Origin of the sequence: Actinomycetospora sp. CA-101289 (assembly GCF_050955895.1) — a bacterium.
Taxonomy (GTDB): Bacteria; Actinomycetota; Actinomycetes; order Mycobacteriales; family Pseudonocardiaceae; genus Actinomycetospora.
Genome location: NZ_CP192093.1, coordinates 3,833,704 through 3,859,738, shown reverse-complemented (window position 1 = coordinate 3,859,738; position 26,035 = coordinate 3,833,704). Strand labels below are relative to the sequence as shown.

Sequence of the window (26,035 nt, the reverse complement as noted above, 5' to 3'; positions counted from 1 at the left end):
ACGCCCTCGTGAGCCGCATCAACGACGTGGGCGGGATGGTCGGCTTCCCCGCGGTCGTCGAGGAGCCCGACGAGCCGGTGTTCCACGCCGACTGGGAGGCCCACGTCGTCGCGCTCAACGCCGCGCTGCTGCGCCGGGGCGTCTACGACCTCGACGAGTTCCGCGACGCGATCGAGCGCATCCCGCCGCAGGAGTACCTCGCGGCCTCGTACTACGAGAAGTGGTTCCGGGCGATCACGTCGCTGCTCGCCGAGAAGGGGATCGCCACACCTGAGGAGCTCGCCGGTGGCTGACCGCTTCGCGCCGGGCGACCGCGTGCGCACCCGCATCGCCGACCCGCCGCACCACACCCGCCTGCCCCGCTACGCCCGCGGCGCGCACGGCGAGGTGCTCGGCACGGCGGGACACCACCCGCTGGCCGACGAGCGCGCCCGCGGGCTCGCCTCGACGCCGCGGGCCGTCTACCACGTGCGGTTCCGCGCGACCGACCTCTTCGGCGCGGGCGACCACGCCGTCGTCCTCGAGCTCTGGGAGGACTACCTGGAGCCGGTGGGGGAGGGGCCACGACGATGAGCGCCACCCACGACGACGCGCCGGTGGCCGCGCGCGTGCGCCACGTCGAGGCCCTGCTCGAGCAGCGCGGCTGGCTCGCGGCCGGCGAGATCGACGAGCGCATCGACGCCCTCGCCGCCGGCGGGTCGCCCGCGCACGGGGCGGCCATCGCCGCGCGGGCCTGGCTCGCCGCGGGGTTCCGCGCGCAGCTGCTGGCCGACGCGAACACCGCGATCGGCGAGCTCGGGTACTCGATGGCGGGCGGGCTCCAGGAGCAGCAGCTGACCGTGGTCGCCAACGAGGAGGACGAGCACCACGTCGTCGTGTGCACCCTGTGCTCCTGCTACCCGATCGCGCTGCTCGGGCCGTCGCCGGGCTGGTACAAGAGCGAGGCCTACCGCTCGCGCGTCGTCCGGGAGCCGCGCGCGGTCCTGCGCGACTTCGGGGTCGAGCTGCCCGGCACCACGCGGATCACCGTCTGGGACGCCAGCGCCGAGTCGCGGTACATGGTGCTGCCGCGGCGCCCGCCCGGTACCGAGGACCTGGACGAGGCGGCGCTCGCCGGGCTCGTGACGCGCAAGGGGCTGATCGGTACCGCCCTGGTCTGAGCCGTGGCGTGTGTCGCGCCCGGCCCGCGGGCGCCCGACAGTCGTTTAGCGTTGCTCACGATGACGGAGCAGTCGGGACAGTCGGCGCTGCGCGTGGGCACGGGCGCCGTCGCGATCACCACCGCGACGGTGCTGCCGGTGTTCCTGCTCGGGGCGCTCTCAGTGCAGGTCGGCGACGAGCTCGGGTTCGACCCGGCGGCGCTGGGCCTCGTGGTCTCCGCCTACTTCGGCGTGTCGGCGCTGGTGTCGCTGCCCGTCGGCAAGCTGGTGGAGCGCCTCGGTTCGCGTACCACCAGCCGGATCGCGCTGGTCGGCGCCGCGATCGCCATGCTGCTCACCGCCGTGGTCGCCCGCAGCTACGCCGCCGTCGTCGCGATCGTGCTCGCCGGGGCGTGGACCAACGTCATGGGCCAGCTCAGCACCAACCTCACGCTGGCCCGGGCGATGCCGGCGGAACGCCTCGGGCTCTCGTTCGGGGTCAAGCAGGCCTGCGTCCCGCTGGCGACGCTCCTCGCGGGGCTCGCGGTGCCCGCCGTCGGTCTGACCGTCGGGTGGCGCTGGGCCTACGTGATCGCGGCCGTGCTGGCGCTGGCGGCGCTGGCCGCGGCGCCGCGGGGCGCCGGCCCCGAGTCCCGCGCCACCGACCGCACCGCGGACCGGGCGACGACGGCGCTGGCCGTGATCGGCGTCGCGGCGGGGCTCGGCGCGGCGAGCTCCACCGGGCTGAGCATCTTCCTCGTCGCCTCCGCGGTCGACCAGGGCGTCGCGCCGGGGCTCGCCGGGCTCGTGCTGACGCTGGGCAGCGTCGTCGCGGTGCTCGTGCGGATGCTGCACGGCTGGCTGGCCGACCGGCGCTCCGGTGGGCACGTCGCGGTGGTCGCCGGATCGCTGATCCTGGGCGGCGCCGGGGTCGTCCTGCTCGCCGTCCCGGGATCGGTCGCGCTGATCGTCGGGACCGTCCTGGGCTTCGGGCTCGGGTGGTCCTGGCCAGGCCTGCTGCAGTTCGCCGTGGTGCGCCTCAACCCGGCGGCTCCGGCGGCAGCCACGGCGATCGTGCAGGTCGGCGTGTACGCGGGTGGCTGCCTGGGCCCGCTCGGCTTCGGGCTCCTGGCCACCCACATCTCGTTCGCCACGGCCTGGGTGGTCGCCGCGATCGCCATGGTCATCGCCGGCGCCGGCGTGCTCGTCGGGCGGCGCCTGCTGCTGCGTCACCGGGCGGCCGTCGACGACCGCGCGGCCGTGCCTGCGCCGGCCCGGTGAACCGTTCGTCCGCCCGGCCCTCCGTCGGGGTACGTCCGGGGGAGGGGCGCGGTGTCTCTGCTACGGTCACGTCAGTTGCGTCTCGTCTTCCTCGCTGTGTCAGAGCTGTGTGGATCATGTGACATCGACCCCGCTCGCACAGCGCGTCGCCGACGCGTGTCGCCGTGGGTTCGGGCAACTGCATGGGGCGGGCCAAGGCCCGTTCGATCCCGACACGAATGAGGATGCATGTCCGACGGCACGGTCAAGTGGTTCAACGCCGAAAAGGGTTTCGGCTTCATCGCTCCTGATGACGGGGGCAAGGACATCTTCGTCCACTACTCCGCCATCGAGGGCGGCGGTTTCCGCTCGCTCGAGGAGAACCAGCGGGTCAGCTTCGAGTCGAGCCAGGGCGCCAAGGGCCCCCAGGCGGACTCGGTGCGCGCCATCTGATCTCGGCACTGATCTCCACCGCTTCGTACGGAGGAGCTTGACCGGAGCGCCGCCGTCAGGGTGCGCGCTCGGTCTGCCGGGCTGTGGTCCCGCGCCTCATACCCGTGGGACCACAGCCTTCCCCTCTCATCCCGACCTGTGGCCGGGCCCGTTCTCGAGGTCGAGTGACGCGGCGACGGCCTCGTAGGTCGACCCGCGGGCCTCGATGCCCGCGACGAGTCCCGGGCTGTCCACCTCGCCCTCGGCGACCAGGTGCTCCCCCTCGACGAGGGTGACGCGCACCCGCTGCCCGAGCGGCTGGAGGCGGGCCGAACGCCCCCACTCGTCGAACACCGTCACGCCCCCGTCGTCGGAGAACTCGGGCGCGGGCACCTGCGCCCGCGGCGCGTGGGCCGCCTCGATCGCCTCGCGCAGGCCGGACGTCACGTCGTCGTCGGGGTCCATGCCGCGACCGTACGGGGCACGGCCGACAGGGGCGTCCGGACCACTACTGGTCCCCCGCCCGCCGATCGGCCACGATCGACGCCGTGGAGCAGCCGTCCCCGTCCGGCGAGCCGGCGATCTCGCTGCACGACTTCACCGACATCGACCACGCCGTCGAGCCGACCTACGTCGCCGCCCTCGAGGCGTTCGACCGGCTCCCGCTGCTGCGCGAGCTCAAGGCCCTGGCCGTCGAGCGCACCGCGACGGGCCCGGGGCGCCGGGTGCTCGACGTCGGCTGCGGCTTCGGGCTGGAGACGCTGCGCCTCGCCCCGCTCGTGGCGCCCGGCGGGACGGTGACCGGGGTCGACCTCTCCGCCGAGTTCCTCGACGAGGGCCGCCGGCGCGCGACCGCGGCCGGGCTGGACGTCGTCTTCGAGCAGGGCGACGCGCAGCGGCTGCCGGTCGGTGACGACACCGCCGACGTGACGCGCGCCGAACGCGTGCTGATCTACCTCGACCACCCGGACCGGGCGCTCGCCGAGATGGTGCGGGCCACGCGTCCCGGCGGCCGGATCGCGATCATCGAGCCCGACTTCGACACCAACACCGTCAACGTCCCCGACGTGGCGCTGGCCCGTGCCGTCCTGGCCCACGAGGCGGACACGGCGGTGGTGAACGCGCGGCTCGTGCGCGACCTGACCGCGCGGCTCGCCGGACTCGGCCTGGTCGACGTGGAGATCGCGAGCCGGATGGTGGTGTTCGATATCGAGCTCGCGGCGCAGTACTTCGGCGGCCTCGGCGCTGCGGCCGCCCGCGACGGCGTGGTCGACGCCGCGGCGGGGGAGCGGTGGCGCGCGATCGTCGAGGACCGGCACCGCCGCGGCGACCTGTTCGGCGCCGTCGGCTACTACCTGTTCACGGCGACCGTCCCGGGCTGACGGACCCGCGTCAGTGCCCCTCGTGCGGGGCGAGCACGCGGGTGAGGGCGTCGCGGAGCGCGGCGAGCTCGTCGGGGTGGACGTGCTCGGTGAAGTGGCGCCGGACGGCGTCGAGGTAGATCGGCGCCGCGCGACGCAGGCCGGCTCGTCCCTCGTCGGTGAGGACGGCGAAGGACGCGCGCCGGTCCTGCGCGTCGGGGTCGCGGCGGACGAGGCCCTCGACGGCCATCTCGTCGACGAGCCGGCTGATCCGCGAGCGGGAGAGCACGACGCGCGACCCGAGCTCCTGGATGCGCAGGCGTCGCTCCGGCGCCGCGTTGAGCTCGAGGAGCACGTCGTACCAGCTCAGGGGCAGGTGCGCGCCGCGCTCGACCTCGCGTCCCACGACGGGCACGAGCGCGGCGTGCGTGCGCAGCAGCAATGACCAGGCCCGCACCCCGGGGTCGTCGGGGTCCGGCGGGGCGGCAGCGGCGGGGGACACGGGGCGACCGTACTTGACGCGTGCGCACGCACCTAATTATGTTGCGTGCGTACGCACCTATTGGAGGAGGAATCATGGCCCACCTGCTGCACCTCGCCGCCAGTCCCCGGGGCGCCGCCAGCGAGTCGCTCGCGATCGCCGGGACGTTCCTGGACACGTACCGGGAGCACCACCCGGACGACACCGTCGAGACCTGGGACCTGTGGGACGGAACGCTGCCGTCGTTCGGGCCCGCGGCGGTCGGCGCCAAGATGACCGTGTTCGGCGGCGCCGAGCCGGCGGGGGAGCAGGCCGTCGCGTGGCGGGCGGCCCGCGCGGCCTTCGAGCGCTACGACGCGGCCGACCGCCTCCTGCTCAGCGTCCCGATGTGGAACGGCGGCATCCCGTACGTCCTCAAGCAGTTCATCGACGTCGTGTCCCAGCCCGGGATGGTGTTCGGGGTCGACCCGGTGACGGGCTACTCGCACCTGCTGGCGGGCCGCGGCAAGCGGGCGGCCGCGGTCTACACGAGCGCGGTCTGGGGCCCGGCCCTCGGGCCGGCGTTCGGGCGCGACTTCCAGTCCACCTACCTCGAGGACTGGCTGACGTGGACCGGCATCGACGACATCAGCGAGATCCGCTTCCACCCGACGCTGGTGGGCGACGCCGACGAGGCGCGCACCAAGGCCCACGCCGTGGCCCGCGACGTCGCGGCGACCTTCTGAGCTCACGCCCGCACGAGCGTCACCCCGGCCTCCACCAGGGCGTCGAGGGCGGGGCCGTCGGCGGCGTCGGTGACCACGCCGCTGACGGCGTCGAGGGGGAGCACCGCGAACGGCGAGGCCGCGCCGATCTTCTCCGAGCTGGCGAGCACCCAGGTGTCGCCGGCGTGGGCGGCCAGCGCGCGCTTCATCGCCGCCTCGTCGCGGTCGCCGGTGGTCAGCCCCGCCTCGGCGTGGACGCCGGTGACGCCGAGGAGGAAGAGGTCGGCGCGCACGCCCGCGACGGCCTCCACGGCCGCGGCGCCGCACGTCACCATCGAGTGCCGGAAGAGCCGGCCGCCGAGGATCTCGACCTCGACGCCCGGGTGGTCGGCGAGCGCGACCGCGATCGTCGGGCTGTGGGTGACGACGGTGGCGCGCAGGTCGCGGGGGAGCGCGCCGACCACCGCCAGCGCGGTCGTCCCGCCGTCGAGCACGACGACGGCACCCGGGGCGACCAGTTCGGCCGCGGCCGCGGCGACGCGCTGCTTGCTGTCCTCGGCGACCGACCGGCGGGCGGCGTAGTCGGCCACCGCGGGGGAGACGGGCAGCGCGCCGCCGTACACGCGCTGGACGAGCCCGGCCGCCGCGAGCTCCCGGAGGTCGCGCCGGACCATGTCGTGGGTGACCCCCAGCTCGGCGGCGACGTCGCGGGCGACGACCCGGCCGTCGCGGCGGAGCCGGTCGAGCAACAGATCGCGACGCTGTGCACTCAGCACGTAGTCCTCCTTGTTTATGCGCGTTCATCCATACTAGCGTCCTCGTTCGTGAACAGTCTCCTCATCCTCATCGCCGGCCCCTACCGCTCCGGCACCGGCGACGACCCCGCCCTCCTCGCCCGCAACCTCCGCCGCCTCGAGGAGGCCGCGTGGCCGATCTTCGCCAAGGGACACGTGCCGATGATCGGCGAGTGGGTGGCCCTTCCCGTGCTGGCGAGCGCAGGCGCCGGCGGCGTCGCGGACCCGCTCGCCGAGCAGGTCATGTACCCGACGGCCCACCGCCTGCTCCAGCACGCCGACGCGGTGCTCCGCCTGCCCGGGGAGTCCCGCGGGGCCGACCAGGACGTCGCGATCGCCCGCGAGCGCGGCCTGCCCGTCTACACCTCGCTCGACGAGATCCCCGCCGCGCAGGTCCCGGTGGCCTGACCGATTCGTCCGGTCGGCCCCGTTCGGGAACCTCGGCCTCCGGGCAGCCGTTGTCGAGACGACGAAGGAGGTTCCCCATGGGATTCCGTCTGCTGCCCCGGGTCCACCCGCGCCACCACCTGCGCAAGACCTACCGCTTCGGCCCGGTGCGGCTGCACCTCGGTCCGGAGGGCGTCAGCTGGGGCCTCGGCGCCGGCCGCTGGTCGTGGAACGCGAAGAGCGGGCGCCACACCGTCGACACCCCCGGCCCCGGGTACTGGCAGAGCAAGGGCCGCGAGCCGCGACCGTAGCGGTGGTCGGGGCGGGGTCGCGGTGATCTGAGCGAAGGGCACCTTCGCTCGGATGGACGGGCGGCGGGCGCCCTTCGGCGAGCCATGGGCAGTCGGGGCTGGCCTGCTCCCGGAAGCTCAGTGGGACTGTCGGGGGTGTGGTCTAGCTTCGAACACATGAGCGAAGGTGGGGTTCTGGGGCAGGTCGAGCGGGAGGCGCTCGACCGGGTCCGGGAGCGCTACGTCGCCCTGCGCCGCGGGCAGTACCGGTTGTTGGAGGACGTCGCCGACCTGCAGCGGCTCGGGGTGGCGCAGCAGACCGGGGACCGGTTCACCGAGCGCCTGCTCCAGGATCTGGGCCGGCTCGACCGGCGCGACGCGGACCGGCTGGTCGACGAGACCGCGGACCTCGTTCCGCAGCTCGCCCTGTCCGGTGAGCCCTTGCCGCCGCGGCTGCCGTGTACGGCCACCGTCTACGCGGGTGGGGAGATCGGGTCGGGTCATGTGGCGGTGATCCGGCGGACCATGGCGCGGTTGGACAAGGTCGAGGATCTCGATCCGGCGGACTGGGTGTGGGCGGAGGCCACGCTGGCCGAAAAGGCGACCCAGTTGTCGCCCGACGCGCTGGCGAAGGCGGCGGCGCGGATGCTGGCGTATCTGGATCGCGACGGGGCCGCCCCGGACCCGCGCGACGAGCGGGACGATGAGCTGCTGATCTCCTCGCGGCGCGACGGGACGCTGCGGATGACCGCCACCTTCCGCGGGGCGGTGAACGCCGAGATCGTCCGCGCGGGCTTCGACGCCGCCTCCACCCCGGCCGGGCCGGACGACGACCGGTCGCTGGGCAACCGGCAGGCCGGAGCGCTGGTCGAGTTCGTGCTCGGCGCGCAAGGTGCCGGCGGCATCCTCGCCGACGACGACACCACCGCAGACCCCACCGAGCCGCAGCCCGAGGCCGCCGACTCCGAGCCGGAGGTCGAGGACGCGCTGATCCCCGCCCCGCGCACGCCCGAGCCGCCGGCCGCGCTGCGGCGCCGGGCGCCGCGGTCGATGGGGCGGCCGCTGCTGACCATCACGATGGATCACCGCTGGCTCCAGGCGGCCGTCGGTCACGGCACGCTGGACTCCGAGCACCTCGCCGACGCCGCCACCGTCCGCCGCTGGGCCTGCGACGCCGAGATCATCCCCATGGTTCTCGGGTCGAAGTCCGAACCCCTCGACGTGGGGCGCCTGGCCCGCACCGCCACCGACGCCATCCGCCGCGCGCTGAACATCAGAGACGGCGGCTGCGCCTTCCCCGGCTGCACCCGACCACCCCGCCGCTGCCACGCCCACCACATCCACCACTGGCTCGACGGCGGCGACACCGAGCTGCACAACATGGTGCTGCTCTGCCAGCACCACCACCTCGTCATCCACCACGACCACTGGCAGCTCGAGATGATCGACGGCCTGCCCTGGTTCACACCCCCACCCTGGATCGACCCCGACCAGACACCACGCCTCGGCGGACGACCACGCGTCCCCACCTGACTCACCCCTCGACGCGCATCCGCCACGCGTCGGTGACCAGCTCGCCGAGCCGGGCGACGTCCACCTCGGGCAGCCGCAGCAGCACCAGCGGCAGGCCCTCGTACGACGGGGTGGAGAAGAAGAGGTCCGGCTCGCCGAGCAGCAGCGCCTGCCGCTCGGCCTCGTCGCCGACGAACAGCACGGCGACGTCGGTGCGCAGGACGCGGCGCCCGCCGCTGCGGTCCGGGTAGGACCAGATGAAGCCCTGCCCGCGGACCCGGAAGTCGAAGCCGTCGCAGTCGCGCTCCTCGACGTCGGCGAGACCGAGCGCGAACCGGCGGACGTCGTGCACGTCGGCCACGCGAGGACGCTAGCAGCCGGTCGGGACGCTCCGCCGCTGCTCAGGCCGGTGGCGGGGCGTGCCAGGCTCCTGCTCGTGACCCACCCCGCCGACGCCCGCGCGCTGCTGCCCGACGCCATCGACCGCTTCACCGCCCGCGTCCGGGCGGTGGACTCGCACGCCTGGGACGCCCCGACGCCGTGCACCGACTGGCCGGTCCGCGACCTCGTCGCCCACCTGTGCTCCGAGCACCTCTGGGCGCCGCACGTGCTGGCGGGCGAGCCGTTGGAAGCGGTCGGCGATCGGTACTCCGGCGACCGCTTCCGGGACGACCCGATCGGCACCTGGCGCCGCGCCGCCGCCGGCTCCCGGCCGTGCTGGACGGCGACCGCGACGCACGCCGACCCGGTGCACACTCGTTCGGGCCGCTCGCGGTCGCCGAGTACGCCGAGCAGATGCTGCTCGACCTCACCGTGCACGAGTGGGACCTGGCGCGGGGCGCCGGGCTCGCCGAGGACCTCGACCCCGCCGGGGTCGACCGCGCGCTGGACTACCTGCGCGGCGACCCGGTCATGCTCACCGGCCCGGGCCTGTTCGGCGAGCCGGTGGCCGCGGCGAGTCCCGCGTCGCGCGACGAGCTGCTGGCGCGGCTGGGGCGCCGGGTCGGCTGACCGTTACCGGTGGTGGCGGTGCTCGGCGACGTCGCGCAGGCGGGCGAGCGCCTCGCTGTTGCGCAGCCGGATCCCGGGCGCCTGCACGACGCTCGGCACCAGCCACCCGATGCCGCGGTCGGCCTCCTCGGCCATGTGGATGCGGCAGCCCTCGGGGGTCGGCTCGAGCCGGATCTCGACGCGCGCGGTGCCCGCCGGCCACGCCTTGGCCTGCAGCGTGAGCATCCGGCCGGGAGCGACGTCGAGCACGGTCGTGGAGTCCGAGAGCTGGAACGGCCACACCCCGACGCTGTGGTGCAGCTGCGACCCGACCGCCGGCCAGTCGTCGTCCACGGCGCGCATGTGGGTCGCACCCACGACCCACAGGGGGTAGAGCCAGCCGTCGGCCAGCACTGCCCACACCGCGTCGGCGCTGACCGACACGTCGATGCTCTTCTCGGGGGAGCTCACGGGTCACCTCCTGGGTCGACGGATCCTCGTACCCGCTTTCCGGCGCGCGCCCACCGCCGCGGGCGCGGCAGGATCGGTCGGGTGACGACTCCTCCCGTGACCGTCGACGTGGACGCGGCCGGCCTCGCCGTCGTGACGATCGACCACCCGCCGCTGAACCTCTACGACGAGGCGCTGCACGGCGCCCTGCGCGACGCGGTCGCCGAGCTCGAGCGCGCCCGCCCGCGCGCGGTGCTGGTGCGCGCCGAGGGCAAGGTGGTCAGCGGCGGCGTCGACGTCAAGCAGGTGTTCCACCCGATGGCGCAGGCCGGGGACGTCGAGAGGGGTACCGCCTACTTCGCCGAGCTCGTCGACACCGGCCGCCGCCTGCACCACCTGCCGTGCCCCACGGTGTTCGCCGCGCACGGGCTGACGCTGACCTGGGCGTTCGAGGTCGCGCTGGCCTGCGACCTCATCGTCGCGACGCCCGCCGCGTCGTTCGGGCTGATCGAGGCCACGGTGGGCCTGACCCCGGCGATGGGCGGCACGCAGCGCCTCGCCGAGCGCGCGGGCGCGGGGCGGGCGCGGCTGCTGGTGATGACGGCCGGGCGGTTCGGCGCCGAGGAGCTGGAGCGCTGGGGCGTCGTCGACCGGCTCGTGCCCGAGGACGGCTTCGACGAGAAGGCCCGCGAGCTGGCCGCGAGCCTCGCCGCCGGTCCGACGCGGGCGCACGCGGCGACGAAGGAGATCCTGCGGCGGCTCGCCGAGGACGGGCTCGAGGCGGCGAACGAGGTGACCGCGGGGGTGGCCGGCGACCTGTTCGGCACCGACGACCTGCGGGGCGCGATGGCGTCGTTCGTCGAGCAGGGCCACGGGAAGGCCACGTTCCGGGGTGAGTGAGCGCGGGTGATCGACCGGGGTCACCGGGTACGTGACGGCCATGACCCACGGAGACGGACACGGCATCGAGGCGGACGGGCTCGACGAGGAGACCCTGCTCGACGAGCTGCAGCACCTGCACGACACCCGCCACCAGACGTTCCGCCACGGCAGCGACGACGCCCTCGCGGCGCACGACCGGCGGACCCGGGAGCTGGAGGCCGAGTACCTGCGCCGCCACCCGAACCGCGAGGTCGATCCGGCCCGCACGCGGTCCGGCGCCCGCCACGACACGTGAGGCCGCGCGGGCGCCGCACCGAGAGTCAGTGGCTGGTGCGGCCTCGGTGGGTCTCCAGCGTCGGGGCCACGAGGCGCTCGGACACCAGACCGGTGACCAGCGAGTAGACGCCCTTGTGGAGGAAGTCGACCGCCTGCTCCTGCCACGGCCAGGTGTGCGGCGGCGCCCCGACCCCGGTGGCGTTCTCCAGCGTCTGGTCGGTGGCCAGGCGCACGGCGGCGTGCGCGGCCCAGGCGCGCGGGCCGCGCATGCCGACCGCCGCCCACACCCCGTGGATGCTGCCGACGAGCGCGCCGGTGCCCCAGTGCATCGCGTGGTTCCAGGCCGGCGGGCGCTCGGCGTCGCTCGGCGACCCGCCGGTGACCGCCTTCAGCGTGCGCGCCGGCACGTAGGACGACGGCCGGCCCAGCACCGCCTGCTCGATCTTCTCCAGCGCCGTCATCGCGGCCACACCGGCGAGGCCCGCGCCCGCCCCGGCGAGGGCCGCGGCGCCCAACGTGCGTCCCCTGCTCGTGCTCCCCATGGTCATGGACGCGGGGATGCCCGACCGGGGCCGTCCGCAAGGCCCCGGATCACGCCGGCCGCGACGCGACCTCCTGGCCGTCGAGGAACAGCCGGCTCGCCACGTCGTCCTCGTCGGGGTAGTAGACCTCCACGGTGGCGCGGCTGCTGCCGAGGTCGAGGTCGAAGCGCTTCGCCGACATGAACAACCGGTCGCGGGCGACGAGCTCGCCGTCGTGGTGCACGGTGATCCCGGCGGTCAGCATGCTGTAGGCGACACGGATCTCGTGCTCGGTCCCGTCCACCGTGATCCGCCAGGTCCGGTCGGCTCCGCTCATGGGCGCTCGATGCCCCGTCGGGGGGCGCCGGACACCTCCGCCCGGCCGACGGGGTGCGAGGGTCACGGCATGTCGATGCCCCCGGTCCTCGCGCAGGCGATCGGCTCGGTCCTGGGCGGCCGGGTCCTCTTCGCGGTGGCGACCCGCGCCCCCCGATGGGCGCTGACGATCGACGACGGGCCGTCCCCCGCGACCACGCCGGCGCTGCTCGACGTGCTCGCCCGCCACGGTGCCCGCGCCACGTTCTTCCTCCTCGGCGAGGAGGCCACCCGCCACCCCGAGCTCGTGGCGCGCATCGCGGACGAGGGGCACGAGCTCGGCAACCACACCTGGCGCGACGAACCGACCTGGGCGCTGCCGGTGCCGGCGTTCCGCGAGCGGCTCCGCGCCACGCAGCGCGCACTCGCCGCGCACGGCCCGGTCCGCTGGTTCCGCCCCGGCTCCGGCTGGCCCACCGCCGCGCACCTCGGGGTCGCCGGGGCCGAGGGCCTGCGCTGCGTGCTGGGCAGCGCCGTCGGGATCGCCGGTGCCGGAGCCGGCACGGCGGGGACACCGGCGCGCCTCGCCCTGGTGGCCCGGCGCGGGGCGATCGTCGTCCTGCACGAGGGCCCGGGACGTCCGGCCGTGGCCGGCACCGTCGACGCCCTGCTGGCCCGGACCGCCCGGCGCGGCCTCGCGGCGGTCACGCTCTCGGAGCTCGTCCGCGGGATCTCCGATTCCTCCAAGAAGCCGCGCGGGGCGACCGGCGAGGATGTCGGACCATGACCGAGCAGACCGACCCGGGTGCCGACGTCGTCGTGGTGGGCGCGGGGGTGATCGGCCTGACGAGCGCGATCCGCCTCGCCGAGGCCGGCCACCGCGTCCGGGTCCTCACCGACCGGCCGATCGACGCGACGACCTCGGTCGCCGCGGGCGCGATGCTGGGGATCAGCGGGGCGGGTCCCGGCGACCCGCTGACGACGTGGACGGAGCGCTCGACCGCCGTCTTCGACGAGCTCGCGCAGGACCCCGCCAGCGGCATCCGGCACCGCCACGGGCGCATCCACGTCGACGTCGCCGACGAGATCCCTCCGTGGGCCCGGGTGCTCCCGGACTTCCGCGCGCTGCGCCCGGACGAGCTGCGGGGGTTCCGCACGGGGATGGCGGTGACGCTCCCGTTCGCCGACATGCCGACCTACCTCGCCCACCTCGCGCAGCGGGCCGAGCGCCTCGGGGTCGCCGTCGAGCAGGGGCACGTCGCCGACCTCGCCGAGCTCGGCACGGGGCCGGTCGTGGTCAACGCGGCGGGCAGCCGGGCGGGCGAGCTCGCCGGCGACCCGGCCGTGACCGGGGTGCGCGGCGTCCACGTGGTGCTGACCGACGCATGCATCGAGGAGTTCACGATGGAGATCGCCGCCGCGCCGCGGTGGACCAACGTCTTCCCGCACCCCGGCCGGATCGTCGTGGGCGGCGCCGCCCTCCCACCGGACGACGACACCCCCGACGCCGAGGTGGCCGAGGAGATCCTCGCCCGCGCCACCGCCGTCGAACCACGCCTCGCCGACGCCCGCGTGCTGGGCCACGAGGTGGGCTGGCGCCCGGTCCGCCCGACGCCGCGCGCCGAGGTCGACGACCGGGGCGTCGTGCACGCCTACGGCCACGGCGGCGTCGGGGTCACCGTGTCCTGGGGCGTCGCCGACGAGGTCACCGGTCTCGTGGCGAGCCTCGCCGGCTGACCCGGGTCAGCGGTCCTCGTCCACCAGGTGGATCGCGGCCTCCTCGGCGCTCGCGCCCGCGCCGTCGACGCCCACGTCGTCGGCGAAGAAGTCCTCGCCGCCCTCGCGCAGCACCAGCCGGCCCGAGCGGCCCTCGCCGACCTCGTCGTCCCACAGCTCGCCGTCGGTGTCGCTCGCGTCGCCCAGCTCGTCGCCGTCGTCGGCGCCGGCGGTGTCGTCGCGGTCCTCCCGGCGCAGACGCCCCGCGAGCGGCTGGCCGGTGCGCTCCTCCTCGGGCGTGGTGCCCCAGGCGTCGGTGCCCCACGGCTGCTCGTTGGGGGAGACGCCCTCGTCGAGCTGGTCGGCGAGGTCGGGGTCGTCGAGGGACTCGGCCTCGTCGAGCTGCTCGAAGACGGTGTCGTCGTCGACGTCGGGGTCGTCGCCGGTGGGGGTGGTCATGGGATCAGTGTGCGCCCCGCCCCTCCCTCCCCATCACCCCGCGAACGTCACCCTGCCGCGGCGTCCTCGGTCCGGTCGCGGTACCAGGCCAGCGTGCGCGCGAGACCGTCGCGCAGCGGGGTGTGGGCGCGCCAGCCCAGCACCTCGGCGGCGGGCTCCGGGTCGGCGAGGTGCACGTGCTCGTCGGGGCGGTCCGCGTGCGCCCCGAGCCCCAGCGGGCCGTGGTGACCGGCGAGGTCGGCGAGCTCCGCGACCACCTCGGCGATCGTCACCGCGCGCCCCGACCCGACGTCGAGCACCCGCCCGGGCGCGTCGGGCTGCACGGCGGCGAGCACCAGGGCCTCGGCGACGTCCTCGACGTACACCCAGTCGACGCCGCGCGTGCCACTGCCGATCGACGGCGCGACGCCGCGGGCCAGTGCCGTGCAGACGTGCGGCACGAGCTTGCGGGCGTCGGGCTGGTCGGGGCCGTAGACCATCGCGATGCGCAGCACGGTGACCGGCAGGTCGTCCTGGGCGTGGAACAGGCGCGCGTACCCGGTGGCCGCCGCCTTGGCCGCGGCGTAGGGGGAGACGGGCGGCTCGTCGCCGCGCGGCTCCTCGATCGAGCCGGCGAGCACCACGCGGCAGCCCGGCGCCTCACGGGCCGCGATCATCACGGTCACCGCGGCGCGGGTGTTGGCCTCGAGCATCGACACCGCGAGGTCGCCGTCGCGGTCGCCGCGCACCTGGCTGGCCAGGTGGACGATCGCGGCCGGCCGGACCTCGCGCACCACGGCACGGACCGCGTCGGCGTCACCGAGGTCGGCGCGGTGCCACGCGACGGGGCCGGTGCGCGCCGGCGCGTCGGGGCGGGTGAGCCCGTGGACCTCGGCGCCGACGCGCTGCAGCCGCCGGACGAGGTGGCGCCCCAGGAAGCCGGAGGCGCCGGTGACGAGCACCGGGCGGTCGGGCAGGGCGGCGCCGGGGTCGTCGGCGGGCGTGGGCAGGGGCGAGACGGTCACCCGATCGGGTGCCCTTGATCAGCCGGCCCACACGGTCAGGACGTCGGGAGTGTCCTATATCGCGCCGCGTACCGCTCGGCGGCGGCGGCGTCCTTGCCCGCGGTGCGCTCGGCGCGGGTCGCGGGACCGGTGCCCAGCGGGTAGCCGGCCTTGACCAGGCGGTGCTCGGCCGTCTCGTGCAGGTAGGCCACCGAGAAGATCAGGCCCATGATCGCCCCGCCGAGCGCGCACATGAGGCGCAGCCACAGCGGCCCGGGGACGAACACGATGATCGCGATCGAGAACGGCGCGATCTGCACGATCGCGCGCAGGAGGTGGCGCAGCCACCACGTGCGGCAGGTGGTGTCGTGGAGCACCCAGGGCGCGAACCGCGCGGGCAGCCCGCCGCCGTAGGCGTACCAGAGCCACCGCAGCGGGTCCGGTCGACGAATGCTTTGCACCCCAACAGTATGTGCACCAACGGTAGGGTGGTGCCAGAGGACCTGCGACACAGGAGGCACGTGATGGCCGAGGGCGCCGAGGGCACAGCACCCGACCTCGTGGACCCGCTCGCCCTCGAGAACCAGGTCTGCTTCGCGCTCGCGGTGGCCGCCCGCACGGTCATCTCGGTGTACAGGCCGCTGCTCGAGCCGATGCACCTGACCCACCCGCAGTACCTCGTGATGCTGGCCCTCTGGCAGCAGGCGCCGCTGTCGGTCACCGAGCTCGGCCGCCGCCTCGAGCTCGACCCCGGCACCCTGTCGCCGCTGCTCAAGCGCCTGGAGGCCGCCGGCTACGTCACCCGCGAGCGCGCCCGCGACGACGAGCGCTCGCTCGCGGTGCGGCTGACCCCGGCGGGTACGGCGCTGCGCGCACAGGCCGAGCGGATCCCGCCGGCGATCGTCGACCGCCTCGCGATGGACCTGGGCGAGCTGCAGGACCTGCACGGCGCGCTCACCGAGGTCATCGAGGCGGCACGCAAGGCCCAGCAGGACGGGCGCTGACGGATCAGGGCTCGTCGGTCCACAGGCCGTCTCGTTCGTAGAGCCCGCGCAGCGTGACGATGTGGTCGCGCATGGCCTCCTCGGCCGCCGCCGGGTCGCCCGCGGCCACGTGCTCGGCGATGTCGCGGTGGCAGGCGTCGACCTTGTCCCACTCGCCGCGCTCGACGCCGGCGCGGTGCAGCCGGGTGCGCAGGACGTCGTTCACCGGCTGACCCATCATCGTGATCATCAGGTTGCCGGTGGCCATGAGGATCGTCGTGTGGAAGTCGATGTGGCCGACGAAGCCGCTGGGGTCGCGCTCGTCGCGGGGCGCGACGGCGGCGGCGCGGATGGCGGCGACGGTCTCGGCGTCGGCGCGCTGCGCGGCGAGGCGCGCCGCGGTCGGCTCGAGCAGCAAGCGGGCCTCGAGGAGGTCGTGGATGCCGAGCTGCGGGGTCATCACCAGCACCCCCAGCGCGCTGCCGACGTCCTCGACCACCTGCGCGGGGTCGGGCGCGGACACGAACGACCCGCCGCGCACGCCGCGCGTGGTCTCGATGAGGTGCTGGCTCGCGAGCACGCGCAGCGCCTCGCGCACCGTGCTGCGGCTGACCCCGAACGCCGTGCCGAGCTCGGCCTCGTTCGGCAGCCGCTCGCCGGCGGGCAGCGCGCCGCCGAGGATCTGGGCGCGGAGCTCGTCGGCGACCTGCGTGTAGGCCGGGCGGACCCGCTGCACGCGCAGGCGGGCGGTCGGCGCGGGGGGCTGGAGGTGGTCGTCCACGGCGCCGCCGAGCGTAACAACCGGGAGCACCTTGTCCACGAAAAGTCTGACCTTTACGTTCGAGCCGTGACGGTGCGGCAGGGGTGGCAGGGCCGGTTCTACGAGGACTTCGCCGTCGGCGACGTCTACCAGCACCCGCTCGGGCGCACGATCTCCGAGAGCGACAACACCTGGTTCACGCTGCTGACGATGAACACCAACCAGGCGCACTTCAACGCCCAGGCGGGGGAGGCCTCGGAGTTCGGGCGCCGGCTCGTCGCGTCGCCGCTGACGATCGCGATCGCCATGGGTCAGTCGGTCACCGACACCACGCAGAACGCCTTCGCCAACCTCGGGCTCGACGACCTGCGGCTCACCGCCCCGGTGTTCGTCGGGGACACGATCTGGTCGGAGTCGCTGGTGCTCGACACGCGCACCTCGGGCAGCCGCCCCGAGGCCGGCATCGTCACCATCCGCACCCGCACGCTCAACCAGGACGCCGTCGAGGTGCTCACCTTCCGGCGCACGTTCTACGTCCACCGCCGCGGCGCCGAGCGCGCGCGCTCGCTGTTCCCGCAGGCCGCGACGCCGCTGTCGCTGGAGACCGAGGCCGGTACCGGAGCGCCCCGGTGAGGCCGCTCGAGGACATCCGCATCGTCTCGCTCGAGCAGTACGGCGCGGGCCCGTTCGGTTCGATGCACCTCGCGGAGCTCGGGGCCGAGGTCATCAAGCTCGAGGACCCGGACTCGGGCGGCGACGTCGGGCGCTACGTCCCGCCGTTCGTCGAGGGCCAGGACTCGCTGTTCTTCCAGTCGTTCAACAAGAACAAGTCCTCGGTGCTCCTCGACATCCGGACCGACGCGGGCCGCGAGGTGTTCCACGACCTCGTGCGCAGCGCCGACGCCGTCTACTCCAACCTGCGCGGCGACGTCCCGGAGAAGCTCGGCATCCGCTACGCCGACCTCGCCCACGTCAACCCGCAGATCGTCTGCTGCTCGCTCACCGGCTTCGGCATGACGGGGCCCCGCTCGCGCGAGCCGGGCTACGACTACGTGCTCCAGGCCCTCGGCGGCTGGATGTCGGTGACGGGGGAGCCCGGCGGCGCGCCGCAGAAGGCGGGCCTGTCGCTGGTGGACTACAGCGGCGGGTTCGTCGCGGCGATCGCGCTGCTCGCGGGCATCCACGCCGCGCGCCGCGACGGCGTCGGCACCGACTGCGACCTCTCGCTCTACGACACCGCGATCAGCCTGCTGACCTACCCGGCCACCTGGCACCTCACCGGCGGCTACGAGCCCGTGCGCACCCACCACTCCGCGCACCCGTCCCTCGTGCCGTTCCAGGCGTTCGAGGCCGCCGACGGCTGGCTCGTCGTGGGCTGCGCCAAGGAGAAGTTCTGGCAGCGGCTGACCGCCGTCATGGGGCGCGCCGACATCGCCGACGACCCCCGCTTCGCGACGTTCACCGACCGCGACCGGCATCGCGACGTCCTCGTCCCGCTGCTCGAGGAGATTTTCCGCACCCGCACCGTCGACGCGTGGCTCGCACCGCTCTACGCCGCGGCGATCCCGTGCGGGCCGGTCAAGGAGGTCGCGGGCGCGCTGGACGACCCGCACACCGTCGCCCGCGCGCTGATCGCCGAGACCGAGCACCCGGACTTCGGCACCGTCCGCTCGCTGCGCTCACCCGTGCGCGTCGGCCCGCCCGGCGACGACACCCCGGCGCCCCGTGGTGGCCCGGTGATGGGGGAGCACACCGACGAGGTCCTGCGCGGCCTCGGCTACGACCAGGAGCGCATGGACGCCCTGCGCGTCGCCGGCGCCTTCGGCTCCTGAGGAGGACACCGTGGACTTCACCCTGAGCGACGAGCAGCGGCTCTACCGCGACACGCTGCGCGACTTCGTCGACCGCGAGATCGTCCCGGTGGCCCGCGACTGGGAGCACGAGGGCCGGTACCCGACCGAGATCGTCGAGAGCATGAAGGGCATGGGCCTGTTCGGCCTGGCGGTGCCCGAGGCGTACGGCGGGCTCGAGGCCGACACGGTGTCGTTCGCGCTGACGTTCGAGGAGATCGCGCGCGGCTGGATGGGCGTCGCCGGCATCCTCGGCAGCCACTCGGTGTCCTGCTGGATGCTCGCCCGCCACGGCACGGACGCCCAGCGCGACCGCTACCTGCCCGACCTCGCGACCGGGGCGATGCGCACGGGCATCGCGCTCACCGAGCCCGGCGCGGGCACCGACCTGCAGGGCATCACCACCACCGCGACCCGCGACGGCTCCGGTGACGACGCGGGCTACGTGGTCCGCGGCACCAAGATGTGGATCACCAACGCCCGCCACGCCGACGTCCTGCCGGTGCTGGTCAAGACCGACCCGAAGGCCAGCCCGGCCCACCGCGGCATGAGCATGCTGCTGATCGACGCCGGCACGCCCGGGCTCGAGGTCACCAAGGACATGGGCAAGCTCGGCTACAAGGGCACCGAGTCGTGCGAGGTGGTGCTCGACGACGTGCGCGTCCCGGGGTCCGCGCTGCTCGGCGGGGTCGAGGGCCGCGGCCTGCAGCAGGCGCTGTCGTCGCTGGAGACGGGGCGGATCAACATCGCCGCGCGCTCGGTGGGCATCGCGCAGCGCGCCTACGACGAGGCCCTGTCCTACGCCCGCGACCGCACGGCGTTCGGGCAGACCATCGGCGACTTCCAGGCCGTGCAGCTGCGCCTCGCCGAGATCGCGGTGCAGCTCCAGGCCGCGCGGCTGATGACGTACTGGGCCGCCTCGCGCATGGACGACGGCGTGCGCATGGACACCGAGTCGGGCATGGCGAAGATCTTCGCGTCGGAGACCGCGCTGCAGTGCGCCACCGACGCCATGCGCATCCACGGCGGCTACGGCTACTCGACGGAGTTCGAGGTCGAGCGGCTCTACCGCGACGCGCCGCTGATGTCGATCGGCGAGGGCACCAACGACGTGCTGCGCTCGGTGGTGGCCAAGTCGCTGCTGGCGGGGAAGGCGAGCATCGGGTGAGCGGTGACCCCTTGCCCGACGAGGTCGCCGAGCCCGCCGCCCTCGCCCGCGAGGTCGCGCGGCTGGGCTACGTGCTGGACGACGAGCAGGTCGGCGCGATGCGCGCGGCCGTCGTCGCGGCCGAGCCGGCGATCGCCGCGCTGCGGGCCCGCCCCGTGCCCCTCGACGGCGACGCCGACCCGGCGCACGGCGACCGCTGGCCCCGGACGCCGGTACGGGTCCGGGAGCGGGGGAGCGGGGGAGCAGCCAGCGACGACGGTGACCCCGAGGGCGTCGGCGGTCTGCTCGTCGCCTTCGCCGCCGGGAGCAGCACCCCGGACCGGGCCGTCGCCGACGCCCTCGCGCGCCTGCGCACCACGCACGCCGCGCTCAACAGCACGATCCGCTTCCTCGACGAGCGCGCGACCCGCGCCGCGGAGGAGTCGACCCGGCGCTGGGCGCAGGGTCGGCCGCGCCCGCTCGAGGGCGTCCCGTTCGGGGTCAAGGACGTCATCGACGTGGCGGGTGTGCCGACCACCGCCGGGTCGTGGTGCCACGGCGACGCGCCCGCCGCGGCGTCGGCGACCGTGGTCCGCCGGCTCGAGGAGGCCGGCGCGATCCCGGTCAGCAAGGACGCGACGACGGAGTTCGCGGTCGGCGGGCCCCGGCCGCCACGGTTCGGGGCCGTGCGCAACCCGTGGGACGCCGGGCGGTGGGCGGGCGGCTCGTCCACCGGGTCGGCGGCCGCCGTCGCCGCCCGCGCCCTGCCGTTCGCGCTCGGCACCGACGTCGGCGGCTCGGTGCGCCTGCCCTCGGCCTGGTGCGGGCTCACCGGCCTCAAGCCCACCGCGGGCGCGATCCCGCGCACCGGGGTCTTCCCGCTGTCCTGGACCGCGGAGTCCGTCGGGCCCCTGACCCGCAGCGCCGCCGACGCCGAGCGGCTGTTCGCCCTGCTCCGCGGGCCCGACGGCGCCGACCCGCGCGCCGGCGAGCTGCCGCCCTTCGCGCCCGAGGACCGCCGCGACCTCGCCGGGCTCCGGGTCGGGGTCCTCGGCGGCGAGGTCACCGCGTTCTGCGACGCCGACGTGCGCGCCGGGGTCGACGCCGTGGTCGGGCACCTCGCGGCGGCCGGCGCCGACGTGGTCGCGGCGGAACTGCCCTCCGGCGCTGCGGCCCTCGCGATCGGCTACGAGATCGTGTTCGCCGAGGCCGCGACCCTGCACCGCCTCGACCCCGACCACGGGGACCGCTGGGACCGCTACGACCCGGTGACCGTGCGCCGGATCAGCCAGGGCATCACCACCCCGGCCGTCGACTACCTGCGGGCACTGCAGTTCCGCGCCGAGCTCCAGCGCGAGCTCGACGCCGTCCTGGCCGACGTCGACCTGCTGGTCACGCCGACCTGCCCGTCGACGGCGCCGTGGCTGCCCGAGACCGGGTCCGACGCCACCGTGGTCGTCGACGGCGAGCGGTTCCCGCTCTATGCGGCGCAGTCGCGGACGACCATGATCGCCAACCTGACGGGCGCGCCGGCGCTGGCGCTGCCGTCCGGGTTCGCCGCCGACGGCTGCCCGACCTCGGTCCAGTTCGTCGGCCGCCCGCACGACGAGGCCACGCTGCTGGCGGTCGCGCGGGTCGTCCAGGACCGCACCGACCACCACCGGCGGAGCCCTTCCCCCACCTAAACGTCTGATGTATCTTCCGTCACAGCTGATGTAGCGGGCGCCGTCGTCGTCGCGATCCGCCGGCTCCCCCTCCCCGCGCAGGAAGGCGACTCCCCGTGGACTTCGGTGTCTTCATCCCGATCGGCAACAACGGCTGGCTCATCTCCGAGAACAGCCCGCAGTACATGCCGACGTGGGAGCTCAACAAGAACGTCGTGCAGGAGGCCGAGCGCCAGGGCTTCGCCTTCGCGCTCTCGATGATCAAGCTGCGCGGCTTCGGCGGGAAGACCGAGTTCTGGGACCACAACCTCGAGTCGTTCACGCTGATGGCGGGCCTGGCCGCGGTCACCGACCGGATCAAGCTCTACGCGTCGACGGCGGTGCTGACGCTCCCGCCCGCCCTCGTCGCGCGGATGGCCTCGACCATCGACCAGATCGCCCCGGGCCGCTTCGGGGTCAACATCGTGTCGGGCTGGGCCAAGGGCGAGTACGAGCAGATGGGCCTCTGGCCCGGCGACGACTACTTCGGCTACCGCTACGACTACTCCACCGAGTACGTGAAGGTCCTGCGCGACCTCTGGGACACCGGGCGCTGCGACCTCGACGGGGAGTACTTCCAGATGGACGACTGCGTGCTCTCGCCGCGGCCGTCCGGGAAGGTCGACGTCGTCTGCGCCGGGCAGTCCGAGCGCGGCATGCGCTTCTGCGCCGAGTACGGCGACTACAACTTCATCCTCTCCCCGGGCGTCAACGACCCCGAGGTCTACCGCCAGCCCACCGAGCGGCTCGCGTCGTTCGCCAAGGAGACCGGCCGCGACGTGCGCTCGCTGCCGCTGTTCATGGCGATCATGGCCGAGACCGACGAGGAGGCGCAGGCGAAATGGCGCTCCTACAACGAGGGCGCCGACGCCGGCGCGCTCGGCTACATGGCCGACGAGGGCAGCGCCGACACCAGCGCCGACGGCTCGGGCACCGCGCGGACGATCAACCTCCCCGAGGGCGCGGTCAACTTCAACATGGCCACGCTCGTCGGCTCGTACGAGACGGTGGCCCGCCAGATCGACGAGGTCGCGAAGATGCCCGGCGTCCAGGGGCTGATGTTCACGTTCGACGACTTCGAGCAGGGCGTCCACGACTTCGGTACCAAGGTGAAGCCCCTCCTGGGCTAGCCGCACGACCGGGCCGGTCCTGCCCCCCAGGCGCCGGCCCGCCCGCACCGGCGGGTGGCCATCCCCCCGGCCGCCCGCCGGTGCGGTGCCCTGCCTGGCGACGCCGACGTCGGAGGAGATCCCGTGAGCACCGACAGCCCGCCGCGGACCGCGCTCGCCACCCTCGCCGGACAGGTCGGGGAGTTCGCCGCGGCGACGGGCGCGGACGCGGTGCCCGACGAGGTGCTCGACCGCGCCCGGCACCTCGTGCTCGACGCGGTCGGGCTCGCCTTCGCCTCCACCGCGTACCCCTTCGCCGCGATGGCCCGCGACGCGCTCGCCCGCCTGGGCGCGGGGGACCACCCGGTGCTGGGGATGCCCGACCGCCTCGCCGCGCGCGACGCGGCGGTGCTGGGCGGGGTGCTCGTGCACGGCATGGACTTCGACGACACCCACATCCCCGCGGTCACCCACGTCTCGGCGGCGGCCCTGCCGGCGGCGATCTCGGCGGCCACCGCCGCGGGCGCGACCACCCGGGACCTGCTGACCGCCTACGTCCTCGGGGTCGAGGTGTCCGCGCGGGTGGGGCTCGGCGGCGCCGGGGGCTTCCACGACGTCGGCTTCCACCCCACCGCGGTGGCCGGGGCGTTCGGCGCGGCGGTGGCGGCGGGCAAGCTCGCCGGCCTCGACGCCCGCGGGATCACCGCGGCGCAGGGCATCGTCGGCTCGATGGCCTCGGGGCTGCTGGAGTTCCTCGAGGACGGGGCGTGGACCAAGCGCCTGCACCCGGGCTGGGCGGCGATGGCCGGCCTGACCGCCGCGAGCTTCGCCGGCGTCGGGTGGAGCGGGCCGGGGGCGGTCTACGAGGGGCGCTTCGGGCTCTACGCCACGCACCTGTCCGGGCGCGAGGCGCACCCCGAGGCGGTCGGCGAGGGCCTCGGGACCCGCTGGGAGCTCATGCGCACCGCGGTCAAGCCCTACCCGATCTGCCACTTCAACCACGCGTTCGCCGACGCCGCGCTGCTGCTGCGCGAGGAGCACGGGATTCGGCCCGAGGACGTCGTCGCGGTGCGGGCGGCCATCCACCCGGTGCCCGGAAAGGTCGTCTGCGAGCCGCCGGCGAACAAGTGGGAGCCGCGCGACGAGTACGACGCCAAGTTCTCGCTGCCCTACACCGTGGCCGCCGCGCTGGTCCGCGGCCGCTTCACCCTGGCCGAGCTGGAGGAGGACGCGCTGCGCGACCGCGCGATCCTCGACCTCGCGCGGAAGGTGGAGGTCACCGCCGACCACGAGGGCGCGTTCCCCCGTGCCTACTCCGGGTTCGTCGAGCTCGAGCTGCGCGACGGGCGCCGGGTGTCGCACCGCGAGCAGGTCAACCGGGGCCACGACGAGCGCCCGCTGGGCAACGACGAGATCGTCGCCAAGTTCCACGACACCATCGGCCGGGTGGCCGACGACGAGACCGCGCGGCGGGTGCGGGCGGCGGTCCTCGGACTCGGCGACGACACCCCGGCGCGGGACTTCGCCGAAGCCTGCCGTGCGTGACGGGCGGGTGCGGGTCGGCGTCTTCCTGACCCACCAGCAGCCGCCGGACCGCGACCCCGTGGTCGCGCTCGGCGAGCAGCTCTCGCTGGTGCGCACGGCGCGGGACCTCGGGCTGGACTCGGTCTTCGCCGGCCAGCACCACCTCGCCGAGTCGCTCGCGCACATCCAGCCGCTGCCGTGGCTGGCGCGCCTGGCCGCCGAGGCGGGCGACATGGTCGTCGGCACCGGCATCCACCTGCTCGCGCTGCACAACCCCGTCGACACCGCGGAGGCCTACGCCGGGCTCGACGTCGTCGCGCGCGGGCGCTCGGTGTTCGGGGTGGGCCTGGGCTACCGGCAGGTGGAGTACGACGCGTTCGGCGTGCCGCCGGGGGAGAAGGTCCGCCGGTTCACCGAGAACCTGCGCATCGTCGAGGCGCTCTGGGCCGGCGAGGCCGTCACCGCCGACCTGCCCTGGACGCGCCTCGACGGCGTCCGCGCGACGATGCGCCCCGCGGCGCGGCCCCGGCCGCCGATCTGGATGGCCGCCAACTCCGACGGCGCGGTCCGCCGGGCGGCGCGGCTCGCCGACACCTGGATGATCAATCCGCACGCGACCGCGGCGACGGTCCGCCGCCAGCTCGCGCTCTTCGCCGACGAGCGGGCCGCCGCCGGCCGCCCGCCGGTGCCGGACGCGCTGCCGCTGATGCGCGAGGTGTTCTGCGCGCCCACCCGCGCGGAGGCCGTGGAGCGCGCGCGGCCGCACCTCGGGGCCAAGTACGACGTCTACGCCGACTGGGGCCAGGACCGCGTCATGCCCGACCGGGAGTCGTTCCGGATGGGCTTCGACGACCTGGCGCGCGACCGGTTCGTCGTGGGCTCGCCGGAGGACTGCGTCGCGGCCCTGCGACCCTGGCGCGACGAGCTGGGCGTCGACCACTTCGTGCTGCGCACCGACTGGGCGGGCATGCCGGTGGGGCACGCCCGCGCGTCCATCGAGTTGCTGGCCCGCGAGGTGGCGCCGGCGCTGCGGGCGTGAGCCTTGACCGGCGGTGGATCCGGTGCAACGCTGCAACTCTCTGGTTGTGTTCTCGTACTGTTCCTGAGGGGGGAAGTCGTGGCCGACACGCGCGTGCTCGAGACGTCCGGCGCCCGGATCACCTACGACGTCCACGGACCGCTGCCCCCGGCCGACGGGCGCCCGCCGCTGCTGATGATCGGCCAGCCGATGGACGCCGGCGGCTTCCGGGCGCTCGCCGCGCGCTTCGCCGACCGCACCGTCGTCACCTACGACCCCCGGGGCCTCGGGCGCAGCACGCGCAGCGACGGCCGCGTCGACAACGACCCGGTCACCCAGGCCGAGGACCTGCACGCGGTGATCGCTGAGCTCGGCGCCGGACCGGTCGAGGTGTTCGGCAGCAGCGGGGGAGCGATCGCCGGCCTGCAGCTCGTCACCGCCCACCCCGAGGACGTCGTCACGCTCGTGGCCCACGAGCCGCCGATCATCGGGGTGCTGCCCGACGCCGAGGCCACGCGGCGGGCCGCCGAGGGGTTCCGCGAGGCCTACCAGGCCAAGGGCTGGGGCCACGGCATGGCGGGCTTCATGGCGCTGGGCATGTGGCAGGGCGAGTTCACCGACGCGTACTTCGCCCAGCCGGCGCCCGACCCCGCGATGTTCGGCATGCCCGGCGAGGACGACGGCTCCCGCGACGACCCGCTGCTCTCGGCGCGGTCGAACGCGGTCACCGACTACCGCCTCGACGTCGAGGCGCTGCGCGCCGCCCCGACCCGCGTGGTCATCGGCGTCGCCGAGGAGACCACGGGCACCTTCACGGCCCGCACGTCCGAGGCCACCGCGCAGGCGCTGGGCCAGCAGACCGTCGTCTTCCCCAGCCACCACGGCGGGTTCCTCGACGGCGAGTTCGGCTGGCCGGGCAAGCCCGACGAGTTCGCGGCGACGCTGCGCGAGGTGCTCGAGAGCCGCTGATCCGGGCGTCGCGCGCGTCC

35 protein-coding genes and 1 pseudogene are annotated in these 26,035 nt (G+C 74.9%); 25 read left to right on the top strand and 11 right to left on the bottom strand.

Annotated features, from left to right (window positions below; translation table 11 throughout):
- Positions 1 to 8 precede the first annotated feature (8 nt).
- From ACQPX6_RS19285 to ACQPX6_RS19265, 5 genes are all read left to right on the top strand, one after another.
- A complete protein-coding gene (locus ACQPX6_RS19285) occupies positions 9 to 293 on the top strand; it encodes a hypothetical protein (RefSeq protein WP_433782049.1) in 285 nt (94 codons plus the stop codon).
- Positions 286 to 573 carry an SH3-like domain-containing protein gene (locus ACQPX6_RS19280; protein WP_433782048.1) on the top strand — a complete coding sequence of 96 codons (288 nt, stop codon included), beginning with the start codon at positions 286 to 288 and terminating at the stop codon, positions 571 to 573. The genes ACQPX6_RS19285 and ACQPX6_RS19280 overlap by 8 nt, the downstream gene beginning before the upstream one ends.
- Positions 570 to 1,160, top strand: a complete 591-nt coding sequence (locus ACQPX6_RS19275; RefSeq protein ID WP_433782047.1) for a nitrile hydratase subunit alpha — start codon at positions 570 to 572, stop codon at positions 1,158 to 1,160. Before ACQPX6_RS19280 ends, ACQPX6_RS19275 begins: the two co-directional genes overlap by 4 nt.
- A 60-nt stretch (positions 1,161 to 1,220) precedes the next feature.
- The gene (locus ACQPX6_RS19270) at positions 1,221 to 2,420 is read left to right on the top strand and encodes an MFS transporter (RefSeq protein ID WP_433782046.1); all 1,200 of its coding nucleotides are present in this window, start codon (positions 1,221 to 1,223) and stop codon (positions 2,418 to 2,420) included.
- A 228-nt stretch (positions 2,421 to 2,648) separates the two neighbouring features.
- A complete protein-coding gene (locus ACQPX6_RS19265; RefSeq protein ID WP_433782045.1) occupies positions 2,649 to 2,852 on the top strand; it encodes a cold-shock protein in 204 nt (67 codons plus the stop codon).
- 126 nt (positions 2,853 to 2,978) lie between these two features.
- On the opposite strand, the gene ACQPX6_RS19260 is transcribed toward ACQPX6_RS19265, so the two are convergent.
- A complete protein-coding gene (locus ACQPX6_RS19260) occupies positions 2,979 to 3,296 on the bottom strand; it encodes a hypothetical protein (protein ID WP_433782044.1) in 318 nt (105 codons plus the stop codon).
- 83 nt (positions 3,297 to 3,379) lie between these two features.
- Here ACQPX6_RS19260 and ACQPX6_RS19255 point away from each other — a divergent pair, with 83 nt between their 5' ends.
- A complete protein-coding gene (locus tag ACQPX6_RS19255; RefSeq protein WP_433782043.1) occupies positions 3,380 to 4,213 on the top strand; it encodes a methyltransferase domain-containing protein in 834 nt (277 codons plus the stop codon).
- A gap of 10 nt (positions 4,214 to 4,223) precedes the next feature.
- Here the strand turns inward: ACQPX6_RS19255 and ACQPX6_RS19250 are convergent, their stop codons facing one another.
- Positions 4,224 to 4,694 carry a MarR family winged helix-turn-helix transcriptional regulator gene (locus tag ACQPX6_RS19250; RefSeq protein WP_433782042.1) on the bottom strand — a complete coding sequence of 157 codons (471 nt, stop codon included), beginning with the start codon at positions 4,692 to 4,694 and terminating at the stop codon, positions 4,224 to 4,226.
- A gap of 74 nt (positions 4,695 to 4,768) precedes the next feature.
- Here ACQPX6_RS19250 and ACQPX6_RS19245 point away from each other — a divergent pair, with 74 nt between their 5' ends.
- Positions 4,769 to 5,398, top strand: coding sequence for an FMN-dependent NADH-azoreductase (locus tag ACQPX6_RS19245; RefSeq protein WP_433782041.1), 630 nt, complete (start codon positions 4,769 to 4,771; stop codon positions 5,396 to 5,398).
- A 2-nt stretch (positions 5,399 to 5,400) separates the two neighbouring features.
- Here ACQPX6_RS19245 and ACQPX6_RS19240 read toward each other — a convergent pair whose 3' ends face one another.
- Positions 5,401 to 6,153: a DeoR/GlpR family DNA-binding transcription regulator gene (locus ACQPX6_RS19240; protein WP_433782040.1), complete on the bottom strand. Its 753-nt coding sequence runs from the start codon at positions 6,151 to 6,153 to the stop codon at positions 5,401 to 5,403.
- A gap of 48 nt (positions 6,154 to 6,201) precedes the next feature.
- Here ACQPX6_RS19240 and ACQPX6_RS19235 point away from each other — a divergent pair, with 48 nt between their 5' ends.
- The 3 genes from ACQPX6_RS19235 (at position 6,202) to ACQPX6_RS19225 (ending at position 8,381) form a co-directional block, all read left to right on the top strand.
- Positions 6,202 to 6,579, top strand: a complete 378-nt coding sequence (locus ACQPX6_RS19235) for a DUF4406 domain-containing protein (RefSeq protein WP_433782039.1) — start codon at positions 6,202 to 6,204, stop codon at positions 6,577 to 6,579.
- A gap of 77 nt (positions 6,580 to 6,656) precedes the next feature.
- Positions 6,657 to 6,869 carry a DUF4236 domain-containing protein gene (locus ACQPX6_RS19230; RefSeq protein WP_433782038.1) on the top strand — a complete coding sequence of 71 codons (213 nt, stop codon included), beginning with the start codon at positions 6,657 to 6,659 and terminating at the stop codon, positions 6,867 to 6,869.
- A 156-nt stretch (positions 6,870 to 7,025) separates the two neighbouring features.
- Positions 7,026 to 8,381: a DUF222 domain-containing protein gene (locus ACQPX6_RS19225; protein WP_433782037.1), complete on the top strand. Its 1,356-nt coding sequence runs from the start codon at positions 7,026 to 7,028 to the stop codon at positions 8,379 to 8,381.
- A gap of 1 nt (position 8,382) precedes the next feature.
- On the opposite strand, the gene ACQPX6_RS19220 is transcribed toward ACQPX6_RS19225, so the two are convergent.
- Positions 8,383 to 8,721: an MmcQ/YjbR family DNA-binding protein gene (locus ACQPX6_RS19220; protein WP_433782036.1), complete on the bottom strand. Its 339-nt coding sequence runs from the start codon at positions 8,719 to 8,721 to the stop codon at positions 8,383 to 8,385.
- Here ACQPX6_RS19220 and ACQPX6_RS19215 point away from each other — a divergent pair.
- Together ACQPX6_RS19215 and ACQPX6_RS19210 are read left to right on the top strand one after the other, a co-directional pair.
- Positions 8,707 to 9,012 (top strand): annotated as a pseudogene (locus tag ACQPX6_RS19215) (maleylpyruvate isomerase N-terminal domain-containing protein); the annotation flags it as partial. The gene ACQPX6_RS19220 and the pseudogene ACQPX6_RS19215 sit on opposite strands and share 15 nt — an antisense overlap.
- 62 nt (positions 9,013 to 9,074) lie before the next feature.
- Positions 9,075 to 9,371, top strand: coding sequence for a hypothetical protein (locus tag ACQPX6_RS19210; protein WP_433782035.1), 297 nt, complete (start codon positions 9,075 to 9,077; stop codon positions 9,369 to 9,371).
- A 3-nt stretch (positions 9,372 to 9,374) separates the two neighbouring features.
- On the opposite strand, the gene ACQPX6_RS19205 is transcribed toward ACQPX6_RS19210, so the two are convergent.
- Positions 9,375 to 9,821, bottom strand: coding sequence for an SRPBCC family protein (locus tag ACQPX6_RS19205; protein ID WP_433782034.1), 447 nt, complete (start codon positions 9,819 to 9,821; stop codon positions 9,375 to 9,377).
- Positions 9,822 to 9,902: 81 nt separating this feature from the next.
- On the opposite strand from ACQPX6_RS19205, the gene ACQPX6_RS19200 reads away from it, so the two are divergent.
- Positions 9,903 to 10,700 (top strand): enoyl-CoA hydratase/isomerase family protein, encoded by a 798-nt coding sequence (locus tag ACQPX6_RS19200; protein ID WP_433782033.1) that lies wholly within the window; start codon positions 9,903 to 9,905, stop codon positions 10,698 to 10,700.
- Between the two features lie 40 nt (positions 10,701 to 10,740).
- A complete protein-coding gene (locus ACQPX6_RS19195) occupies positions 10,741 to 10,977 on the top strand; it encodes a DUF6158 family protein (protein WP_433782032.1) in 237 nt (78 codons plus the stop codon).
- Between the two features lie 25 nt (positions 10,978 to 11,002).
- On the opposite strand, the gene ACQPX6_RS19190 is transcribed toward ACQPX6_RS19195, so the two are convergent.
- Together ACQPX6_RS19190 and ACQPX6_RS19185 are read right to left on the bottom strand one after the other, a co-directional pair.
- Complete coding sequence (locus ACQPX6_RS19190; RefSeq protein ID WP_433782031.1) at positions 11,003 to 11,506, bottom strand: hypothetical protein; 504 nt, start codon at positions 11,504 to 11,506, stop codon at positions 11,003 to 11,005.
- Positions 11,507 to 11,549: 43 nt separating this feature from the next.
- On the bottom strand, positions 11,550 to 11,816 hold the full coding sequence (locus tag ACQPX6_RS19185) for a hypothetical protein (RefSeq protein ID WP_433782030.1): 267 nt from the start codon (positions 11,814 to 11,816) through the stop codon (positions 11,550 to 11,552).
- 69 nt (positions 11,817 to 11,885) lie between these two features.
- Here ACQPX6_RS19185 and ACQPX6_RS19180 point away from each other — a divergent pair, with 69 nt between their 5' ends.
- On the top strand, positions 11,886 to 12,581 hold the full coding sequence (locus ACQPX6_RS19180; RefSeq protein ID WP_433782029.1) for a polysaccharide deacetylase family protein: 696 nt from the start codon (positions 11,886 to 11,888) through the stop codon (positions 12,579 to 12,581).
- Positions 12,578 to 13,531, top strand: coding sequence for an NAD(P)/FAD-dependent oxidoreductase (locus ACQPX6_RS19175; protein ID WP_433782028.1), 954 nt, complete (start codon positions 12,578 to 12,580; stop codon positions 13,529 to 13,531). The genes ACQPX6_RS19180 and ACQPX6_RS19175 overlap by 4 nt, the downstream gene beginning before the upstream one ends.
- 6 nt (positions 13,532 to 13,537) lie before the next feature.
- Here the strand turns inward: ACQPX6_RS19175 and ACQPX6_RS19170 are convergent, their stop codons facing one another.
- The 3 genes from ACQPX6_RS19170 to ACQPX6_RS19160 are packed head-to-tail and all read right to left on the bottom strand — an operon-like array spanning position 13,538 to position 15,413.
- Complete coding sequence (locus tag ACQPX6_RS19170) at positions 13,538 to 13,969, bottom strand: DUF5709 domain-containing protein (RefSeq protein WP_433782027.1); 432 nt, start codon at positions 13,967 to 13,969, stop codon at positions 13,538 to 13,540.
- 47 nt (positions 13,970 to 14,016) lie between these two features.
- Positions 14,017 to 14,973, bottom strand: a complete 957-nt coding sequence (locus tag ACQPX6_RS19165; RefSeq protein WP_433782026.1) for an NAD-dependent epimerase/dehydratase family protein — start codon at positions 14,971 to 14,973, stop codon at positions 14,017 to 14,019.
- 35 nt (positions 14,974 to 15,008) lie between these two features.
- Positions 15,009 to 15,413: a DUF5313 family protein gene (locus tag ACQPX6_RS19160; RefSeq protein WP_433782025.1), complete on the bottom strand. Its 405-nt coding sequence runs from the start codon at positions 15,411 to 15,413 to the stop codon at positions 15,009 to 15,011.
- A gap of 63 nt (positions 15,414 to 15,476) precedes the next feature.
- On the opposite strand from ACQPX6_RS19160, the gene ACQPX6_RS19155 reads away from it, so the two are divergent.
- The gene (locus ACQPX6_RS19155; RefSeq protein ID WP_433782024.1) at positions 15,477 to 15,956 is read left to right on the top strand and encodes a MarR family winged helix-turn-helix transcriptional regulator; all 480 of its coding nucleotides are present in this window, start codon (positions 15,477 to 15,479) and stop codon (positions 15,954 to 15,956) included.
- A 4-nt stretch (positions 15,957 to 15,960) separates the two neighbouring features.
- On the opposite strand, the gene ACQPX6_RS19150 is transcribed toward ACQPX6_RS19155, so the two are convergent.
- Positions 15,961 to 16,716 carry a FadR/GntR family transcriptional regulator gene (locus ACQPX6_RS19150; protein WP_433782023.1) on the bottom strand — a complete coding sequence of 252 codons (756 nt, stop codon included), beginning with the start codon at positions 16,714 to 16,716 and terminating at the stop codon, positions 15,961 to 15,963.
- Between the two features lie 66 nt (positions 16,717 to 16,782).
- Between ACQPX6_RS19150 and ACQPX6_RS19145 the strand changes: the two genes are divergently transcribed.
- The 8 genes from ACQPX6_RS19145 (at position 16,783) to ACQPX6_RS19110 (ending at position 26,015) form a co-directional block, all read left to right on the top strand.
- The gene (locus ACQPX6_RS19145; RefSeq protein ID WP_433782022.1) at positions 16,783 to 17,328 is read left to right on the top strand and encodes a MaoC family dehydratase; all 546 of its coding nucleotides are present in this window, start codon (positions 16,783 to 16,785) and stop codon (positions 17,326 to 17,328) included.
- On the top strand, positions 17,325 to 18,527 hold the full coding sequence (locus ACQPX6_RS19140; protein ID WP_433782021.1) for a CaiB/BaiF CoA transferase family protein: 1,203 nt from the start codon (positions 17,325 to 17,327) through the stop codon (positions 18,525 to 18,527). The genes ACQPX6_RS19145 and ACQPX6_RS19140 overlap by 4 nt, the downstream gene beginning before the upstream one ends.
- Before the next feature lie 10 nt (positions 18,528 to 18,537).
- A complete protein-coding gene (locus ACQPX6_RS19135; protein WP_433782020.1) occupies positions 18,538 to 19,713 on the top strand; it encodes an acyl-CoA dehydrogenase family protein in 1,176 nt (391 codons plus the stop codon).
- Positions 19,710 to 21,377: an amidase gene (locus ACQPX6_RS19130; RefSeq protein ID WP_433782019.1), complete on the top strand. Its 1,668-nt coding sequence runs from the start codon at positions 19,710 to 19,712 to the stop codon at positions 21,375 to 21,377. Before ACQPX6_RS19135 ends, ACQPX6_RS19130 begins: the two co-directional genes overlap by 4 nt.
- Before the next feature lie 95 nt (positions 21,378 to 21,472).
- Entirely contained in the window at positions 21,473 to 22,525 is a 1,053-nt protein-coding gene (gene rutA, locus ACQPX6_RS19125; RefSeq protein ID WP_433782018.1) for a pyrimidine utilization protein A, read from the top strand.
- Positions 22,526 to 22,648: 123 nt separating this feature from the next.
- Complete coding sequence (locus ACQPX6_RS19120; RefSeq protein ID WP_433782017.1) at positions 22,649 to 24,049, top strand: MmgE/PrpD family protein; 1,401 nt, start codon at positions 22,649 to 22,651, stop codon at positions 24,047 to 24,049.
- Positions 24,042 to 25,067, top strand: coding sequence for an LLM class flavin-dependent oxidoreductase (locus tag ACQPX6_RS19115; RefSeq protein ID WP_433782016.1), 1,026 nt, complete (start codon positions 24,042 to 24,044; stop codon positions 25,065 to 25,067). The genes ACQPX6_RS19120 and ACQPX6_RS19115 overlap by 8 nt, the downstream gene beginning before the upstream one ends.
- A 78-nt stretch (positions 25,068 to 25,145) precedes the next feature.
- The gene (locus tag ACQPX6_RS19110; protein WP_433782015.1) at positions 25,146 to 26,015 is read left to right on the top strand and encodes an alpha/beta fold hydrolase; all 870 of its coding nucleotides are present in this window, start codon (positions 25,146 to 25,148) and stop codon (positions 26,013 to 26,015) included.
- Positions 26,016 to 26,035: the final 20 nt, after the last annotated feature.